The following is a 17,784-nucleotide window of genomic DNA, read 5'->3' on the forward strand; positions in this document are numbered from 1 at the left end:
CGCATGGCGGCGTAGATCGCGGGTAGCGGCGCCGCCATGGTTCGAGCAACTGCACGACGAACGTTTCTCGCCGGGGGTGTCGGCGTGGCCCTGGCCGCCGCCGGCTGCTCCCGGGTGCCCGAAGGCGACGCGCTCGGGCGCCTCAGATCGCAGGGCACGGTACGGCTGGGAATCGCCGGTGAGGTCCCGTACGGCTATGTCGACGAGGACGGCCGGTTCACCGGTGAGGCACCGGAACTGGCCAAAGTGATCTTCAAGCGGCTCGGCATCGACCGCGTCCAGCCGGTGGCCACCGACTTCTCCTCGCTCATACCGGGCCTGAACTCCCAGCAGTTCGACGTCGTCTCGGCCGGGATGTACATCAACAAGGAGCGCTGCGCGCAGGTCCTCTTCGCCGACCCCGAGTACCAGATGCTCGACGCGTTCATCGTGCGCAAGGGCAACCCCAAGGGGCTCCACACGTACCGGGACGTGGTGCGCACCCGCGCCCGCTTCGCCACCGGCACCGGCTACGCGGAGATCCAGTACGCGGTGGCCGCCGGCATCCCCGAGAAGGACATCGTCATCCTCCAGGACCAGGTCGCCGGGTTGAACGCGGTGGAGTCCGGCCGCGTCGACGTCTTCGCCGGGACCGCGCTGACCACCCGCGCCGTGGTGCGCAAGAGCAGCCGCGCCGAGGCCACCGCGCCCTTCGCCGCCGTCGTGGACGGCAGGAAGAAGGTCGACGGCGGCGGCTTCGCCTTCCGGCCCACCGACACCACGCTGCGCGACGCCTTCAACACCGAGCTGCGCAAGATGCGCGCCAGCGGCGAACTCTTCCGCATCCTGCGGCCGTTCGGCTTCACCCGCGCGGAGATGACCACCCTCACCGCCAAGGAGCTGTGCCGATGACGGCGGGACTGTGGCAGCACTGGGTGCTGCCGGGAATCTGGATCACCGTCCAGCTGACCGTGTACAGCGCGGCGCTGGCCGCCGCCGTCGCCTTCGGGGTCGGCATGGCCCGTACGCACCGCTCGGTGTTCGTCCGGTTCCTGGCCGGCTTCTACACCGAGATCTTCCGGGGCACCTCCGCCCTGGTCCTGATGTTCTGGCTGTTCTTCGTGCTGCCGCCACTGGTCGGCTGACAGCTGGTGCCGATGTGGGCGGCCGTCCTGGCGCTCGGCCTGTCCTACGGGGCGTACGGCGCGGAGATCGTCCGGGGCGCGCTGAACTCCGTCCCGGCGGCCCAGCGCGAGGCGGCCACGGCGCTGAGCCTCACACCGTGGCAGCGGATGCGGCTGGTGCTGCTGCCGCAGGCGGTGCCGGAGATGATCCCGCCGTTCTGCAACCTGCTCGTCGAACTGCTCAAGGGCACCGCGCTGGTCTCGCTGCTCGGCGTCGGCGACGTGTCGTTCGCCGCGTACCTGGTCCGCCTCGCCACCCAGGACAGCGCCCGGATCTACGGCGTCACTCTGGTCATCTACTTCGTCCTCGCCTTCGGGATCACCCGGGGCATGAAGGCGCTGGAGCGCCGCACCAAGGCCAATCTGGGGGTGACGGTCAAATGACGCTTTCGGCTCAAGGAGCACAGTCCTCCTGGGACTGGTCCGCCGTCGGCGACTTCATGCCGCGCTTCTGGGACGGGGTGGTGGTCACCCTGGAAGTCCTCGCGCTCGGCTCGCTCATCTCCTTCTCGCTGGGCCTGGTGTGGGCGTTCGGCCTGCGCGCGCGGGCCCGGGCGGTGCGGTGGCCGGTGACGGCCGTCACCGAGTTCATCCGCACCACCCCGCTGCTGGTGCAGCTGTTCTTCCTGTTCTTCGTGCTGCCCGAGTGGGGCGTGCAGTTCTCCGCCCTGACCACCGGCGTCCTCGCCATCGGGCTGCACTACTCGACGTACACCGCGCAGGTCTACCGGGCGGGCATCGACGCCGTGCCCCGGGGGCAGTGGGAGGCGGCCACCGCGCTCAGCCTGCCCGCGCACCGGACCTGGCTGGCGGTGATCCTGCCGCAGGCGGTCCGCCGCATCGTCCCGGCGCTCGGCAACTACGTCATCTCCATGCTGAAGGACACCCCGCTGCTCGCCGGGATCAGCGTCCTGGAACTCCTCCAGCAGTCGCGTCTGGAGGGCGCGTCGACCTTCCAGTACACCGAGCCGCTGACCGTCGTCGGCGTCGCCTTCGTCCTCATCGCCTACCCGGCTTCCCTTCTCGTACGAGCCCTGGAGCGCCGCCTTGCCCGCTGACCTCTCCCCCGCGTCCGCCCCCGCCTCCTCCGCCGCCCCGTCCGAGGCGCCCCTGATCACCTTCGACAACGTCACCAAGCGCTTCGGGACCACCACGGTCCTGGACGACCTCTGCTTCTCGGTGCGGCCCGGGCGGCACGTCACGCTGATCGGTCCTTCCGGCTCCGGCAAGACCACCATCCTGCGACTGCTGATGACCCTGGAAACCCCCGACTCCGGGACGATTCAGGTCAATGGGGACCGGCTGTTTCCGGCCGCCGAGAGAGAGCGCCGGGAGGCCCGCAAGAAGATCGGGATGGTCTTCCAGCAGTTCAACCTCTTCCCCAACATGACCGTGCTGAGGAACCTCACCGAGGCGCCGGTGCGGGTGCTCGGGCTCTCGCCCGACGAGGCCGAGGCACGGGCGAAGGAGCTGCTCGACCTGGTGGGGCTCGCCGACCGCACCGACGCCAAACCCTCCCAGCTCTCCGGCGGCCAGCAGCAGCGGGTGGCGATCGCCCGGGCCCTGGCCATGCGCCCCCAGGTGCTGCTTCTCGACGAGGTGACCTCCGCGCTCGACCCGGAGCTGGTCGCCGGGGTCCTCGACGTCCTGCGGGACATCGCGACGACGACGGACATCACCATGCTCTGCGTCACCCACGAGATGAACTTCGCGCGCGACATCTCGGACGAGGTCATGATGTTCGATTCCGGGAAGGTCATCGAGTCCGGGCCGCCGGAGAAAATCTTCACAGCGGCCGAACACGAACGTACGCGCGAGTTCCTGAGCTCGGTGCTCTGACCTCACCTTCCGGCCAGCGACCATTCCGCTGGCATATGCCGTACGGATGCGCCCCAGCACACGGGCCGGGGCGCATCATCAATCTCGTCAACACCCCCACCCGAAGGGGGTCTTGGCGGTTATCGTGGAACGGTGAAGCTGTCCACCTTCGCAGCCTCGACCTGCTAGGGGGAAACCGTGGCGCTGAAGCCAGAGCCGACCGCGCCGTTCCACTCGGTGCAGTACGCCTTCCGCGTCCTGGAGACGATCTCCAAGCACGCGAGCGGAGTGACGGACGTCCAGATCGCCCGTGAGACCGGTCTGCCGACCGCCCATCTCGCCTCCCTCCTGCTCATGCTGCGCTGCGAGGGCTACGTGGAACAGGTGACCGACGGGGCGTACGTGATCGGCGACTCCACCGTCCTGCTCGGCTCCGGCGTGGTGCGCCAGCAGGCCCTGGAGGCCAAGCTCCAGAGCACCCTGACCGAGCTGCGCGACTCGGTCGGCGCGGCGGTCTACATCAGCCGGTACATCGACGGCGAAGTGAAGATCACGCAGTACGCCGACGGCCCGCGCGCCCCGAAGGTCAACGAGTGGGTGGACTTCCGCTCGGCGGCCCACGCCAGCGCGGTCGGCAAGTGCCTGCTCACCCAGCTCGACCAGAACGGCAGGCGCGACCACCTCGCCCGCCACAAGATCGCCCGGCTCACCTCGCGGACCATCACCAACGAGCGCGTGCTCTTCAGCAAGCTGGACAGCCAGCCCGCGACGGTCCCGGTCCTCGACCTCCAGGAGTACGCGGTGGGCACGGTCTGCGCGGCCGTTCCGCTCACGGCGGGCGCGGCGGTCGGCTGCCTGGCGCTCTCCCTGCCGATCGAACACGCCCACCGGCTGCGCTCGGCCGCGGACACGCTGAACCGGCGGGCGGCTCCCGTGGTGCTGTCGCTGGCGATCTAGGCGTTTCGTTTCCGTGATCCGCCGGGTGGCAGGAGCACCCCGGCGGACCAGGTAGTATTTTCTCTGTCAGCAGGCGCCGCTAGCTCAGTTGGTTAGAGCAGCTGACTCTTAATCAGCGGGTCCGGGGTTCGAGTCCCTGGCGGCGCACAGACGGCAGAAGCCCTTCGCGACAGCGGAGGGCTTCTTGCGTTGCCCCTACCTGTTTCCCGGAGGAACACGCATGAGCGGCGCTGCGGGGACGGACGCGAAGGTGCCGAGGTGAGGCTGGAACCAGACGCCGCCCCGGCAGCCGGGGGTCCAGTCGCCCGGAGTTCCTCCGCGGGCCGGCCGGGAGCCGTCCCGCAGCTCCCCGCGCCCTCACGGCAGAAGGTCCGGCCCGGTACCGCGACGACCGCGCGTACCGGGCCGGACCCGTAGGGGCGCGGGGAACTGCGCGGGCAAGCCCCACCGGCCCGCAGACGAACCCCTCCCCCTCACAACGGCATGTGTACGGCCCCACCGGACCTTCCGGTGGGGCCGTACACATGTCCTATACACTTGTTCTAGACGCTCGTATTAAACGACCGTACAGTTCCTGACATGACGCACTCACCGAGCACGAACCTCCGTGCGGGCCGCAAGGAATGGACCGCCTTCGTCGTCCTGCTGCTGCCGCTCCTGCTGGTCTCGATGGACGTCTCCGTCCTTTACTTCGCGATCCCCTCCCTCACCCGCGAGCTGGACCCGAGCGCCACCCAGCAGCTGTGGATCTTCGACATCTACGCCTTCGCGCTCGCCGGACTGCTGATCACGATGGGCTCGCTCGGTGACCGGATCGGCCGCCGCAAGCTGCTGCTGATCGGCGCCGCGGCCTTCGGCCTCGCCTCGGTGGCGGCGGCGTACGCGACCAGCGCCGAGATGCTGATCGCCGCCCGCGCTCTGCTCGGTGTCGGCGGCGCCACCCTGATGCCCTCCACCATGGGGCTGGTGCGCACCCTGTTCCGCGACGACAGGCAGCGCGGCCAGGCGATCGGCATCTGGTCCGGCGCCATGGCGGGCGGCATCGCCCTTGGCTCGGTGATGAGCGGCGTGCTGCTGGAGCACTTCTGGTGGGGCTCGGTGTTCCTGATCAACGTTCCCGCGATGGTGCTCCTGCTGGCCCTCGTCCCCGTCCTGGTCCCCGAGTCCAAGGACCCGGCGCCGGGGAGGTTCGACCTGCTGAGCGTGCCGCTGTCGATGGGCGCGGTGCTGCCGGTGGTCTACGGGCTCAAGGAGTTCGCCGCCGAGGGCTACAGCACGGCGCGGCTGCTGTCGGTGGCCGTGGGCCTGCTGGTCGGCTGGGCCTTCGTCCGCCGCCAGCGGACCCGGCAGGACGCGATGATCAGCCCCGGGCTCTTCCGCGACCGGGCCTTCGGGGCCGGGATCTCGCTCAACGCCGTCGCCGCCTTCGCGATGATGGGCTCGGCGTACTTCACCACGCAGTACCTCCAGTCGGTGCTCGGCATGGGCACCATGGAGGCGGCCCTGTGGTCGATGGCCCCCTCGCTCGCGGTGGGCGTCGCCGCTCCGACGGCCACGGCCATCGCCGCCAGGGCGGGCAAGGCCCCGGTGATGACGGCCGGGTTCGTGATCGGCGCGGCGGGCTACGGCATCCTCGCCCTCACCGGCACCGACTCCCTCTGGCTGCTGCTGACCGGCGCCGCGGTGCTCGCCAGCGGCATCGTCGCGGTGATGGCGCTCGTCTCCGACATGGCGCTGGCCTCGGCCCCGGCCGAGAAGGCGAGCTCGGCGGCCTCCCTTCTGGAGACCGGCCAGGAGTTCGGCGGGGCGATGGGCATGGCGGTCCTGGGCTCGATCGGCACCGCGGTCTACCGCTCGGACATGCCCGGCTCGGCCCCGGCGACGGCCCGCGAGACCCTGGGCGCGGCCGTCGCGAGCACCGACCACACCCTGGTGGCGACGGCCCGGGAAGCCTTCGTCCACGGGATGCAGTACGCGGCGGTCGGCGGGACGGTCCTGCTGCTGGTCGCGGCGGGGGTGACGACGGCGCTGCTGCGGGGCGCCGGGGCGCCGGTGGCGCCGGAGAATGAACTGGTGGCGTAACCCGTACCCGTACGGCCGCCGCGCGGGCTCGCGAGGAGCCCGCCCGGCGGCCGTCGCTGTCTCGTCCGCGGGCCGGTGGAGTGTGGCTGATCCGATCCTTCCGGGGGGCGGCAGACCCCGGAGGGGCGCGGGGAACTGCGCGAGCAACCCAGCACGGTCCGCAGGCGAACCCCGGGCTCTCTAAAACTGCACGTCCGAGCAGGCGTAGAACGCGTTCCCCGTGTCCGCGATCGTCCACACCGCGAGAATCATGTGGTGTCCGGTCCTGCCCGTGGGGACGGTTCCCTCGTGGGAGAGCGTGGGCGGCGGCTGCTTCCCGTAGAAGGGGACGGTCAGGAACGGCTGGGGGTCGAGGGCCGCCCGGGTCAGCTTCTGGGCCGGGTTCCAGCCCTGCTTGGTGAGGTAGTAGCGGAAGTCCGTCGTGGCGTGGCGGGCGGTGAACTGCCAGCGGAAGGCGTACGACTGACCTGCCGTCAGCTTGGTCGCCGGCCAGCCCGTACCGCCGCGCGGGTCGTCGAGCTCGGCGAACCGGCTGTTGCCGCCCGCGCAGAGCGTGCCGTCGGCGGGGCCCTGGGCCGGGAAGCCCTTGGGGCCCTCGACCGACTGGGGCTCCCACTGGATGTCGCCGCAGTTGGACACCGTGCGGTTGGCGCAGAGCTTCTGGCGGCTGAGCGGCTGGTCGGTGTAGCCGTGACTGCCGGCGCTCGAGGTGGCGAACAGGGAGACACCCGCGGCCGCGAGCGCGACCACGGCCGCGCCCAGCTTCTTCTTGCGCATGCTGACGCTCCTGGAGAACGTGGGGGAGTTCTGGGCCGTGGCACGCGTGCAATCTGGTCTGGACCAACTCACAGGCTATTCCGGCCAGTTGAGCATGTCCAGACCAATCGCACCGCGGCTTCGGCCCCGCCGCTCCCCCGCGCTCAGACGTCCCGCGCGCCGCCTCCGCCCGTGTAGAACGCCACCGTCAGGTCCTTCACCAGCACCCGGCGCTCGTAGTCGTCGAGGTCGACCAGACCGCGCGAGGTGAGCCGGGCGACCGTGTCGTCGACCGCGTCCACCACCGAACTCAGCACGGCGTCCCGGTGCCGGGCGTCGAGCGCCGCCACCCGCCTGCGCCGCATCGCCGCCGCCACCTCCGGCGCGTACTCGATCCGGGTCGGCTGCGCCGCGTACACCTCGATCCCCACCGCCTCCGCCTCCGCCTTCAGCAGCCGGGTCAGCGCGTCCCCGACCGCCTCCGCGTCGCGCAGGGTGGGGGCGTCCTGGTGGAAGGCGTCGGCCGGGAGCCGGGAGAGGACCCGGGCCGTCGCCGCCTCCACCTGGTCGCGCAGATAGGCCACGTGGTCCTCGACGGCCAGCGCCGCCCGCGCGGTGTCCTTGACCCGCCACACCACGAGCACCACGGCCAGGAGTGCGGTGCCGTCCGCGTCGACCGCGGGCATCGGCTCGCTGCGCCAGTGCCGCAGCCGTACGTCGACGCGGCGGCGCGGCAGCATCGGGTTCATCCACACCAGCCCCGTGCGCCGCACGCTCCCCCGGTAGTCGCCGCAGAGCGAGAGCACCCAGGCGGACCCGACCCGGCCGCGCCCGAGCCCGCCGAAGCAGACGGCCGCGCAGGCCGCGCCGAGCACCAGGAGCGCCCAGCGCGCCGGGTCCATGGGGGCGTGCCCGCCTCCGCGCTGGTACGACGGCAGCCGCAGCGCCCGGGTCGGCGCCGCCGGGAGCAGCCCGGCCGACCAGAGCAGGCCCGCGCACCCCGCCAGCGCGGCCAGCCCCACGAGGACCGCCACCGCCCCCGGCACCACGGGCCCGGCTCGCTCGACGAGGTCCGGGTCGCCGGGCGTGGCGGGCCGCGAGGGCGGCGGAAGGGAGCGCGCCGCCCGCCGGGCCGTGACGGGCGGCGGGGGCTTCGGACCGGGCTGCGCCACCACGGGGGTGGGCACGGTGTCGTCCCGGAACAGCAGGTGCACCGGGATCTCGGCCGTGGACTCGCCCCGGATCACCGCGACCCGGCGGGCGCCGGGGGCGGGACGCGGGGCGCCGTCCCCGGGCGCGGGGGTGTCCGTCGTCTTGCGCATCGATGCCTCCGTCATGCGAACAGCCGCCGCCAGGTCTCGGGGCCGGGGTAGCCGTCGGCCGCGGCGCCGCGCCAGCCCTGGGCGCGCTGGAAGGCCTCGACGTTGCGCCGGTCGGCCTCGCTCCAGACGGGAGTGGGGCCCGAGGTGTAGTACCGCCCGAAACCCTTGCGCAGCAGCTGCCGCCCGAGCTCGGTGACGTACGCGCTGGACCGGCCCGGGCGGAAGTACGCCCGGCCGGGGAAGGCGGGCACCCGCACCCAGCCCGCCCAGGTCGCGCCGGTCGGCGCGGCGGGCGCCCCCGCGGCGCCGACCGGGGAGGCCGGCGCCTGGGCGGCAGGCGCCTGGCCCGGCGGCTCGGGCCGGGGGGTCTGTGCCGTCGTCGGGGCGCCGGTGGCGCCGCTCGCGGGCGGGATGTCCTTGCCCTCGCCCCGCACCAGCAGGCTCCAGGTCCGGGCGCCCGGCAGCCCGTCGGCGCCGCTGCCGGTCCAGCCCTGGGCGCGCTGGAAGGCCTGGGTCGCGCGGCGGTCGGCCTCGCCCCAGACGGGTCCGGGGCCCTGGATGTAGAAGCGCTTGCCGCCGCGCGCGACCAGCATCCGCCCGAGGCGGGTGACGTAGGCGTTCTCCGCCCCCGGCCCGAAGGCCGCCGACCCCGGGAAGGCGGTCACGAGCGACGCGGGAACGGGCTGCGCGGGGGTGGGCTGCTCGCTGACCGGCTTCTCGGTGACCGGCTTCTCGGTGACCGGCTGCTCCGCGGCGGGCTGCTCCGCGGCGGGCTGCTCGGTGACGATGGCGCCGCTGCCGCCGGTGCCCAGACCCTTGTACCGGTAGGGCACGTAACGGGCGGAGTTGGTCGAGTACGCGTACGGGGTGGGCTGTCTGCGGGCGCGCGGGGGCGTCTGCTCGTACGCGACGTAGGAAGTGTGCGTGTAGTCCGTCCAGCCGCCGAAGATCACCACGTGCGAACCCTTGGTCGGGTTGTCGGGGTTGTGGAAGAGCAGGATGTCGCCGGGTTCGAGCTCCTCCTTGGCGATGCGCACCGAGAACTTGCCCAGGCTGCCGGTCCACTCGTTGGTGCCGAGGTTCCAGGCCATCGAGACGAACCCGGAGCAGTCCTGCCGGTACCCGTCCGTCCAGTACTTCTGCATGCTGTACGGGACCTGCGCCGCCACCCACTTCTTGGCGCGGTTGATGATGTCGGCCCGGGTGATCGGCTGGAGCCGGTGCGGCGCCGGGGCCTCGGGCCGCGCGGCGGGGCTTCCGTGCAGGGCACCCGCTGCCCCCTGTTCGGTGGCGGGTCCGGTGTCGAGGTCGGTGGTGTCGCCCCCCGGGGCGGCCCGGTCGTGACCGGCGCCCGGGGCCGGCGGCCGCGCGAGGGCGGCGGCCGCGGTCTGGGCGCCGAGGACCACCCCCGCCGCGGTCGCGAGCACCAGCGCGCGACGGGCGCCGTGGGCGGCGGGGTGGCCTCCCGCGCGCACCGGCAGCGCGGCCGCCCGCCGCCGGTCCGCGCACCCGGGACAGCCGCACCCGCCCGCCGGCTCGTACTCCTCGAACACCGGCACCGTCATGGGCGTCACCTGCCGCTCTCGGCGATCTCGTCGTCGTTCACGATCTTCTCTGCGCTTGTGCACGGGCGACAGCTTTCCCACCGTTCGCCTGAACCGCACTATGACGGATCAAAACGGATGAAACGAACATCTCACCGCGTGGCGCCGGTCAGAACCACCCGTCCGAGTCCGGTAGAGTTCTCGGTGTCAGCAGGCGCCGCTAGCTCAGTTGGTTAGAGCAGCTGACTCTTAATCAGCGGGTCCGGGGTTCGAGTCCCTGGCGGCGCACAGACAGCCACAGCCCCCTCACCATCGGTGAGGGGGCTGTGGTCGTTCCGGAGTGCGCCCGCGCCTCCCGCGCCACGCGGCGCATGACGCTCCCACGGGCGCTCCATCCGAAATCCGCACGCCCTGCACAAGCGCCCCGTAAAGCCCGTCTTTGACCGGGAAACACCTCGTTTCACCCTTGCGATCAAGCCGCCGAGCGTAGAAACCTGGCTGGGGGCCATCGGTTCCCAAGGGGGTGCGCGCCTCCATCACTTGGAGGCCGCGCGGGGGTTTCGGAGGGGAATGTCCCGGTTTCCTCGGCCACGGGGTGGGGGCCCCGTTCAGGAAGTGCTGCCGACAGAGGCATCATGCAACCGGAAGGGCCTCTTCCTCATCTTGGATCACGAGGTGCGGCCCGCCCCTCGACCGGCCATCACCACGTCCGCGAGGTCGAGGGGGACCGAAGCGGACGACGGAACAACGACACACACGCAACCTGACCTTTGCGTGCGGGGGGATGACTCATGACGTCGACGCCGACCGGCGCCCGGCACCACGACGACCCGTCCCAGACCACCCAGCTCCGGCTTCCGCCGCATCTGCGGCCCGGGGCCCGGCAGCGGCTGAAGAAGTCGCTGCCGCGCTACGACTACGAGCACTACAGCAGACTGGCCGGCCCGCTCACCGAGCCGGGCCCGGGCGAGCCGTACCGGGTGCGCTACCGCTCGCTCCTCTCGCAGGAGCCGCACCGGATACGCGCGGCCCTGCTCCTCGGCGCCGCCCCGCTGGTCTCGCTCGGCCTGTTCGCCTGGCTGATGCAGCCCCGGCACTGGACCGAGCGCGACCACGCCTCACGGTCCCTGCTGGTGCTGGACGTCGTCATGCTGGTCTCGATCGGCCTGATCGAGCTCTTCCGCACCATGAACGTCCTCTCCAACGCCCACGCCACACTCGTCGCGCGCGACCCGGTCCCCGTGGTGCCCGAGACCGGCACCAAGGTCGCCTTCCTCACCTCCTTCGTGCCCGGCAAGGAGCCCCTGGAGATGGTGACCAGGACCCTGGAGGCGGCGGTCCGCATCCGCCACCGCGGCCTGCTGCACGTCTGGCTCCTCGACGAGGGCGACGACCCGGCGGTCAAGGAGGTGTGCGCGCGCCTGGGCGTGCACCACTTCTCCCGCAAGGGCGTCGCGCGCTGGAACCAGCCCAAGGGGCCGCACCGCGCCAGGACCAAGCACGGCAACTACAACGCCTGGCTGGAGGCGCACGGCGGCGACTACGACTTCTTCGCCTCCGTCGACACCGACCACGTGCCGCTGCCCAACTACCTGGAGCGGATGCTCGGCTACTTCCGCGACCCCGACGTCGGCTTCGTCATCGGCCCGCAGGTCTACGGCAACTACGACACCTTCGTCACCAAGGCCGCCGAGTCCCAGCAGTTCCTCTTCCACGCGCTGATCCAGCGGGCGGGCAACAAGTACGGCGCGCCCATGTTCGTCGGCACCAGCAACGCCGTGCGCATCAGCGCGCTGAAGCAGATCGGCGGGCTGTACGACTCGATCACCGAGGACATGGCGACCGGCTTCGAGATGCACCGCGCCACCAACCCGGCCACCGGCCAGAAGTGGCGCTCGGTCTACACCCCGGACGTGCTGGCCGTCGGCGAGGGCCCGAGCGCCTGGACCGACTTCTTCACCCAGCAGCTGCGCTGGTCCAGAGGGACGTACGAGACGATCCTCAAGCAGTACTGGAAGGGCTTCACCACCCTGCCGCCCGGCAAGCTGTTCAACTACACCATGATGATCATCTTCTATCCGATGTCGGCCCTCAACTGGATCCTGGCAGCCCTCAGTTGCGCCCTGTTCCTCGGGCTCGGCGCCTCGGGCGTGCAGATCGACCCGGTCATCTGGATGATGCTGTACGGCAACGCCTCCGCCCTCCAGATCGGGCTCTACATCTGGAACCGCCGCCACAACGTCTCGCCGCACGAGCCGGAGGGCTCCGGCGGGATCGCGGGCATGGTGATGTCCGCGCTCTCCGCGCCCATCTACGCCCGCTCGCTGATGGACGCCGTGCTGCGCCGCAAGAGCTCCTTCGTGGTGACCCCCAAGGGCGACTCGTCCAGCCCCGACACCCTCTTCGGCACCTTCCGCATCCACCTGTTCTTCATCGCCCTGTTCGGCGGCTCGCTCATATCCTCGTTCTTCAACGGCCACAGCCACCCCGCGATGGTCACCTGGGCCGCCCTGGCCATGCTGATCACGGCGGCGCCGATCATCGGCTGGCGCTGGACCGTACGGGCGGAGAAGAACAAGCGCGGCAGGCGCCGGCACTCCGGGCCCCCGACCGGCCCGCACCTCCAGGAACGCCCGCAGTGGACACCGGGGACACCCGCCGCGTCCGGAGCGCCGGACGCGCACGGGACACCGGAGCCCGCCGACCAGACCGCGCAGATCGCCCTTGGGGGACGTAACCCATGAGATTCCGTCCGACCCGCCGTGCCCGCCGCTGGGCGATCGGCACGACGGTGGTCCTCGCCCTCGGGGCCGCCAACGGGCCCTGGCTCTACCGGTTCTCCTCGGACCAGTACCACGACTACAAGATCAACCAGGCGGGGTACAAGGCGGAGAACGGCCACTGGGACATGGTCGAGATACCCAAGGAGTTCCGCCTCAACACGATCCACGCGGCGCTGCTGCACACCGGAAAGGTCCTGCTCGTCGCGGGTTCCGGCAACAACGCCAAGAACTTCGACGCGAAGAAGTTCGACACGGTGGTGTGGGACCCCGACAAGAACACCTTCAAGAAGATCCCCACGCCCAACGACCTGTTCTGCACCGGCCACACCCAGCTGGCCGACGGCCGTCTGCTGATCGCGGGCGGCACCAAGCGGTACGAGAAGCTCCAGGGCGACGTCACCAAGGCCGGCGGCCTGATGATCGTCCACAACGAGGACCCGGACAAGCCGGTCACGCTCCCCGCGGGCAGCCGGTTCACCGGCAAGTCCAACGGCAAGACGTTCGTCTCCAAGGACCCCGTCCTCGTCCAGCGCGCCAAGAAGGTCTTCGACAAGAAGACGGGGAAGTTCCTGCGCACCGAGGCCGGGCTCGGGCGGATCTACGTGGAGGCCGAGGAGTCCGGCACCGAGCACGAGACCGGCACCGAGGACAACTACCGCGTCCAGGGCCTCAAGGGCTCCGACACCCGCAACGTCTACGGCATCGCGCAGAAGCTGGCCCTGGACAAGAAGGACTTCCAGGGGATCAGGGACGCCTACGAGTTCGACCCGGTGGCCGAGCGGTACATCACCGTCGACCCGATGAACGAGGCGCGCTGGTACCCCACGCTGACGACGCTCCCCGACGGCAAGGTGCTGGCCCTGTCGGGCCTGGACGACATCGGGCAGCTGGTGCCGGGCAAGAACGAGGTGTACGACCCGAAGACGAAGAAGTGGTCGTACGCGAAGGGGATCAGGCAGTTCCCGACCTACCCGGCGGTGTTCCCGCTCCAGAACGGCAAGCTGTTCTACTCGGGCTCCAACGCGGGGTACGGGCCGGACGACGTCGGCCGCGACCCCGGCGTCTGGGACTTCGCCACCAACAGGTTCACGAAGATCCCCGGGCTGAGCGACCCGCAGGAGATGGAGACGTCCGGGACGGTGCTGATGCCGCCGGCGCAGGACGAGAAGTACATGGTGATCGGCGGGGGCGGGGTCGGGGAGTCCGCCAGGGCGTCGAAGAAGACCCGGATCGTGGACCTCAAGGACCCCCACCCGTCCTTCAAGGACGGCCCCTCCCTCTCCGACGGCACCCGCTACCCCGAGACGTCGGTGCTCCCCGACGACACGATGCTCATCACCGGCGGCTCCAAGGACTACCGGGGCCGGGGCGGGTCCAACCTCCACCAGGCGCGGATCTACGACGCGAGGACGGGCACGATGCGGCGGGTCGCGGACCCCGAGGTCGGCCGCAACTACCACGCCGGCTCCATCCTGCTGCCGGACGGCCGCGTCGTCACCTTCGGCGGGGACTCGCTGTTCGCGGACAGGGACAACACCAAGCCAGGGGTGTTCGAGCAGCGGATCGAGATCTACACGCCGCCGTACCTGTACAAGGGCGGCGAGTCCGCCCGGCCCGAACTCGGGCCCGGTCCGCGGTCCCTGGCGCGGGGCGCCAGCGGCTTCTTCCCCACGAAGGACGCGGCCTCGGTGAAGACGGCCCGCCTGATCCGCCCCAGCGCGACGACGCACGTCACGGACATCGACCAGCGGTCGATCGCGCTGGACGTGGTGAAGAGGGGGGAGGGGAACGGGGCGGGCGTAAGCCTGACGATCCCGAAGAACCGCAACCTGGTCCCGGCGGGCTGGTACATGCTGTTCGTGACGAACGGGGACGGGGTGCCGTCGCGGGGGGTGTGGGTGGAGGTGCGGTAGGGGGGCGGCGGGTCACCCGGGGTTCGCCTGCGAGCGGGTGGCCGCCTTGGGTTGCCCGCGCCGTTCCCCGCGCCCCCTATCGGGGCGGGGCGTCGTCTGCGGGCCGGTGGCGGGCTGCTCGCGCAGTTCCCCGCGCCCCTGGTCGGCCGGGCGTATGCCTGCGGGCCGTGGATGGCTGCTCGCGCAGTTCCCCGCGCCCCAATCGGGGCGGGTCCTCGTCTGCGGGCCGGTGGCGGGCCGGTCGCGCAGTTCCCCGCGCCCCTTATGGGGCCCGAACTTCGTGCGCAGGCCGTCTTGGGTTGCTCGCGCAGTTCCCCGCGCCCCTATCGGGGCGGGGCGTCGTCTGCGGGCCGTCCCCGCGTCCCTTCAGGGCTCGGGTGTTGTCTGCGGGTGTCTGTGGCCGAGCGCGCGGTTCCCCGCGCCCCTGGGTGCTTAGGGGCGCGGGGAACTGCGCGACCAGCCGCCCACGGTCCGCAGACGAAAGAGGGGCACAGGGGCGCAGCCCCGTGGTGGTCAGGGGCGCGGGGAACTGCGCGAGCAACCCAGCACGGTCCGCAGGCGAAAGAAGGGGGCGGGGCCGAAGGCTCCCGATCCGGGGCCGGGGCGCAGCCCCGCAGTGGGGTGCAACCCCCGTAGCAGGGTGCAGGGGCCGCAGGCCCCGCAAGCGGGGGGCCGGGGGCGTGGCCCCCGGGAATTTCCTCAACCCCCACCCGCCCCCGGAGGGTTGAGGGAACGGGCGGGGTGGGGGCTACTTCGTGTTGCGGGAGAGCGTCAGGGCATACTCCGGCCACCACTCCCCCGCCTTGGGCCCCCCCTTGCACCCCCCATCCGACTCCCCCGGCCGCTTCACCCACACATACGCGTCCACCAGCCCATCCCCCGTCCGCGTGGTGGGCCGCTCCCCCAGCGCCCGCCCGGGCGGATTGCACCAGGTCTGCTGGGGATCGCCACCCCCGTACGGCCCGTTCCCGTTGCGGCTGGTGTCGATCACGAAGTGCTTGCCCCCCAGCTTCGCCGACAGCTGGTGGCCGAAGTCCCGGCTCGCCGCCGTCGTCTGGAAGTTGGAGACGTTGACCGCGAAGCCGTCGGCCGCCGCCACCCCGGCCCGCCGCAGCGGCTCGTCCAGCGCGTCCGGCCGCTGCCACCCCGCGTTGCCCGCGTCCACGTACACCTTCACGCCCGGCTGCCGCTTCAGCCGCTCGACCGCCTTCTTCAGCAGGTCGTACCGCTCCTCCGCGAACCGCGCGGGCGTACAGCCGTCGACCAGGTGCAGCACCGCGTCCGGCTCCAGGACCACCGTGGCGGGCCGGTCCCCGATGCCCGCCGCCACCTTGTCCACCCACGCCCGGTACGCGTCCCCGTCCGCCGCCCCGCCCTTGGAGAACTGGCCGCAGTCGCGGTGCGGGATGTTGTAGAGGACCAGCAGCGCCGTACGGTCGGCCTTCGCCGCCGCCTCGGTGAAGCCCTTCGCCTCCGACTCCGGGTTCTCCGGGCCGATCCACTCCCCGACCGGCTGCTCCGCGATCTTCCTGATCAGCGCGGCCTTGTCGTCGTCGCCGCTCTCGCGGTACGCGGCGACCTGCCGGGCCGCGTTGCCGTCCGGATTGACCCAGAACGGATCGGTCCCCTTGGGCTGCTGCGTCACCTCGGGCTTCGCACTGCCGTCCGAGGAGGACGAGGAGGACGAGCAGGACGTCAGCAGCAGGGCCGCGCCCATCGCCGCCACCGCCACCCCGGCCGCGCCCGTCCGCGCACCCATCAGCACCATCCGATCCCCCTTGACGTACTTTTCCGGACGCTTCCCCCGATCCATCGTGGCACACCACCACGTACGCTCACGTGCCCGATCCCACCCAGCGCGCACGGAGGGCGACTTGGCGTCATCCCGCCCTAGGCCGAAAGCGCACACCGGTTCTACAGTGGTCGCATCGGCCCCGTTCCCGGCCACAGTTCGACGCCGGTCCCCTCGAACCTCCCGTGGAGGTGCCGGGCTTCTCCCGCAGCCCGCGCGCCCGCGGTCGAGGACCGGCCCGGCCGGCGACTCCGGGGGGAGCGGGCCGTCGGCCGGGCCGGGTACGGGACCGGGCGCCGCCACGCTCAGGTCCGGAGGGACGAGGCCGGCGTGCGCACGTCCGTCAGATACGCCGACACCACCACGTTCGCCGTGTACGTCCGCGCCTTGCGGTCGTAGGTGCCGCCGCAGGTGATCAGCCGCAGCTCCGCGCGCCCCGCCCGGCGCGCCCCGTACACCTTGTGCGCGTCGAACCGGTCGCGCCCGAAGACCTGCACGTCGTCGATGGTGAACTCGGCGACCGACCCGTCGGTCCTGGTCACCCGGACCTTCTGGCCGGGGCGGGCGGCGCTCAGACCGTAGAAGACGGCGGGCTTGCGCTCGGTGTCGACATGGCCGACGAGCAGCGCCGCGCCGGGCCCGCCGGGCTGGACCCCGGCGCCGAACCAGCCGACCGTGCCCGGCCGGTCGTACGGCGGCGGGTCGATCGCGCCCGACGTGTCCAGGCCACGCGGCACGACGGGTGCGGCCACCCCTATCGAGGGGATCTCGACCCGCTGGGGCGGCGCCGCGGTGACCGGGTCGTGCGCGGGCGGCAGGGGTACGCCCAGCGGGCGCCCCACGGCGGCCACGTCACCGGTGGTCGGCGCCGAGCTGCCGCCGGGGCCGTCGGTCACCTCGCGGCCCCACAGCCACAGGCCGACCAGCAGGACCGCCCACGCCACGCCGGTCAGCAGCCGGCCCGAGCCGGACGTGTGCTCCGAGGACATGGCCGTGCCCGCCTCAGCCGCCGCCGCGCCGGCGCCGCGCGCTGCGGCCCGCCACCGCGACCGCCGCCACGGCGGCCAGGGCCAGGCCGATCACCGCGTGCCGGGTGCCCGGGCCCTGCTCGGTGGCCTGCCCCTGGGCGAAGCGGGCGGTGCCGCCGCCGCCCGCGTGGACGGGGGCGTGCGGGGTGGCGTGGTGGTCGGGGCGCTGGTCGGGGTGGTGGTTGCCGTCGTGGCGGCCGTCGTTGTGGGAGCCGCCGTGGACGATGGTGACACGGCCGGAGGCCTGGCCCGAGCTGTCCTTGCAGTTCACCCAGATGTCGTAGGAGCGCGCCTGGGCGTCCGAGCGGATACGGGCCTGTGCGAAGAGGCCCCCGTCCGCCGCCGGTCTGAACCGCACCTGCGAGACGAAGGCCTCCGAAGTCCCGATGGCCTCCCGGCCGCCGCACACACCGACCCGCAGGTCCACCTCGGCGCCCGGGGCGCTGGTGGACGGCGTCACCGTCAGCGAGCCGTGCGGGTCGGAGTCCGCCGTCGCGGCGGACACGGGCATCAGGGCGGTGGCGGCCGCAATGGCCGCACCCAGCGTGACCTGTCGAAAACGCATCGTGAACCTCCTGATACGAAGATTCACCCGCCGCGCCGCGTTTCGCATCCCGGGCGCACCC

The 17,784-nt window shown here is 71.9% G+C and carries 13 protein-coding genes, 2 tRNA genes and 1 pseudogene; 10 read left to right on the forward strand and 6 right to left on the reverse strand.

Translation table 11 applies throughout. The features are described from left to right. Positions 1-36 precede the first annotated feature (36 nt). From ehuB to ACZ4MU_RS13865, 7 genes and pseudogenes are all read left to right on the forward strand, one after another. On the forward strand, positions 37-891 hold the full coding sequence (ehuB, locus tag ACZ4MU_RS13835; RefSeq protein WP_467875194.1) for an ectoine/hydroxyectoine ABC transporter substrate-binding protein EhuB: 855 nt from the start codon (positions 37-39) through the stop codon (positions 889-891). Next, positions 888-1,547: pseudogene (gene ehuC / locus ACZ4MU_RS13840) on the forward strand (ectoine/hydroxyectoine ABC transporter permease subunit EhuC). Before ehuB ends, ehuC begins: the two are co-directional and overlap by 4 nt. Beyond that, positions 1,544-2,221, forward strand: coding sequence for an ectoine/hydroxyectoine ABC transporter permease subunit EhuD (gene ehuD / locus ACZ4MU_RS13845; RefSeq protein ID WP_467875197.1), 678 nt, complete (start codon positions 1,544-1,546; stop codon positions 2,219-2,221). The pseudogene ehuC and the gene ehuD overlap by 4 nt, the downstream one beginning before the upstream one ends. Further along, the gene (gene ehuA / locus ACZ4MU_RS13850) at positions 2,211-3,002 is read left to right on the forward strand and encodes an ectoine/hydroxyectoine ABC transporter ATP-binding protein EhuA (protein WP_467875200.1); all 792 of its coding nucleotides are present in this window, start codon (positions 2,211-2,213) and stop codon (positions 3,000-3,002) included. The genes ehuD and ehuA overlap by 11 nt, the downstream gene beginning before the upstream one ends. Positions 3,003-3,179: 177 nt before the next feature. Then, positions 3,180-3,938 carry an IclR family transcriptional regulator gene (locus tag ACZ4MU_RS13855; RefSeq protein WP_467875202.1) on the forward strand — a complete coding sequence of 253 codons (759 nt, stop codon included), beginning with the start codon at positions 3,180-3,182 and terminating at the stop codon, positions 3,936-3,938. 73 nt (positions 3,939-4,011) lie between these two features. After that, positions 4,012-4,085: transfer RNA gene (locus tag ACZ4MU_RS13860), tRNA-Lys, on the forward strand. A 432-nt stretch (positions 4,086-4,517) separates the two neighbouring features. Continuing rightward, complete coding sequence (locus ACZ4MU_RS13865; RefSeq protein ID WP_467875204.1) at positions 4,518-6,020, forward strand: MFS transporter; 1,503 nt, start codon at positions 4,518-4,520, stop codon at positions 6,018-6,020. A gap of 180 nt (positions 6,021-6,200) precedes the next feature. Here the strand turns inward: ACZ4MU_RS13865 and ACZ4MU_RS13870 are convergent, their stop codons facing one another. The 3 genes from ACZ4MU_RS13870 to ACZ4MU_RS13880 form a co-directional block, all read right to left on the reverse strand. Then, on the reverse strand, positions 6,201-6,797 hold the full coding sequence (locus ACZ4MU_RS13870; RefSeq protein ID WP_467875207.1) for a lytic polysaccharide monooxygenase auxiliary activity family 9 protein: 597 nt from the start codon (positions 6,795-6,797) through the stop codon (positions 6,201-6,203). Between the two features lie 143 nt (positions 6,798-6,940). Then, on the reverse strand, positions 6,941-8,098 hold the full coding sequence (locus ACZ4MU_RS13875; RefSeq protein WP_467875210.1) for an SPFH domain-containing protein: 1,158 nt from the start codon (positions 8,096-8,098) through the stop codon (positions 6,941-6,943). Positions 8,099-8,109: 11 nt separating this feature from the next. Then, the gene (locus tag ACZ4MU_RS13880) at positions 8,110-9,663 is read right to left on the reverse strand and encodes a peptidoglycan-binding protein (RefSeq protein ID WP_467875213.1); all 1,554 of its coding nucleotides are present in this window, start codon (positions 9,661-9,663) and stop codon (positions 8,110-8,112) included. A 193-nt stretch (positions 9,664-9,856) separates the two neighbouring features. On the opposite strand from ACZ4MU_RS13880, the gene ACZ4MU_RS13885 reads away from it, so the two are divergent. From ACZ4MU_RS13885 to glxA, 3 genes are all read left to right on the forward strand, one after another. Next, positions 9,857-9,930 (forward strand) — tRNA-Lys (locus tag ACZ4MU_RS13885). Between the two features lie 503 nt (positions 9,931-10,433). Beyond that, a complete protein-coding gene (locus tag ACZ4MU_RS13890) occupies positions 10,434-12,386 on the forward strand; it encodes a glycosyltransferase family 2 protein (RefSeq protein WP_467875215.1) in 1,953 nt (650 codons plus the stop codon). Further along, complete coding sequence (glxA, locus tag ACZ4MU_RS13895; protein WP_467875218.1) at positions 12,383-14,338, forward strand: radical copper oxidase GlxA; 1,956 nt, start codon at positions 12,383-12,385, stop codon at positions 14,336-14,338. The genes ACZ4MU_RS13890 and glxA overlap by 4 nt, the downstream gene beginning before the upstream one ends. Positions 14,339-15,086: 748 nt before the next feature. Here glxA and ACZ4MU_RS13900 read toward each other — a convergent pair. From ACZ4MU_RS13900 to ACZ4MU_RS13910, 3 genes are all read right to left on the reverse strand, one after another. After that, on the reverse strand, positions 15,087-16,106 hold the full coding sequence (locus ACZ4MU_RS13900; RefSeq protein ID WP_467875221.1) for a glycoside hydrolase family 6 protein: 1,020 nt from the start codon (positions 16,104-16,106) through the stop codon (positions 15,087-15,089). A 329-nt stretch (positions 16,107-16,435) separates the two neighbouring features. Beyond that, positions 16,436-17,119 carry a class F sortase gene (locus ACZ4MU_RS13905; RefSeq protein WP_467875223.1) on the reverse strand — a complete coding sequence of 228 codons (684 nt, stop codon included), beginning with the start codon at positions 17,117-17,119 and terminating at the stop codon, positions 16,436-16,438. A 13-nt stretch (positions 17,120-17,132) separates the two neighbouring features. Then, on the reverse strand, positions 17,133-17,723 hold the full coding sequence (locus tag ACZ4MU_RS13910) for a hypothetical protein (protein WP_467875226.1): 591 nt from the start codon (positions 17,721-17,723) through the stop codon (positions 17,133-17,135). Positions 17,724-17,784: the final 61 nt, after the last annotated feature.

Source organism: Streptomyces sp. NPDC026377, from assembly GCF_055567715.1.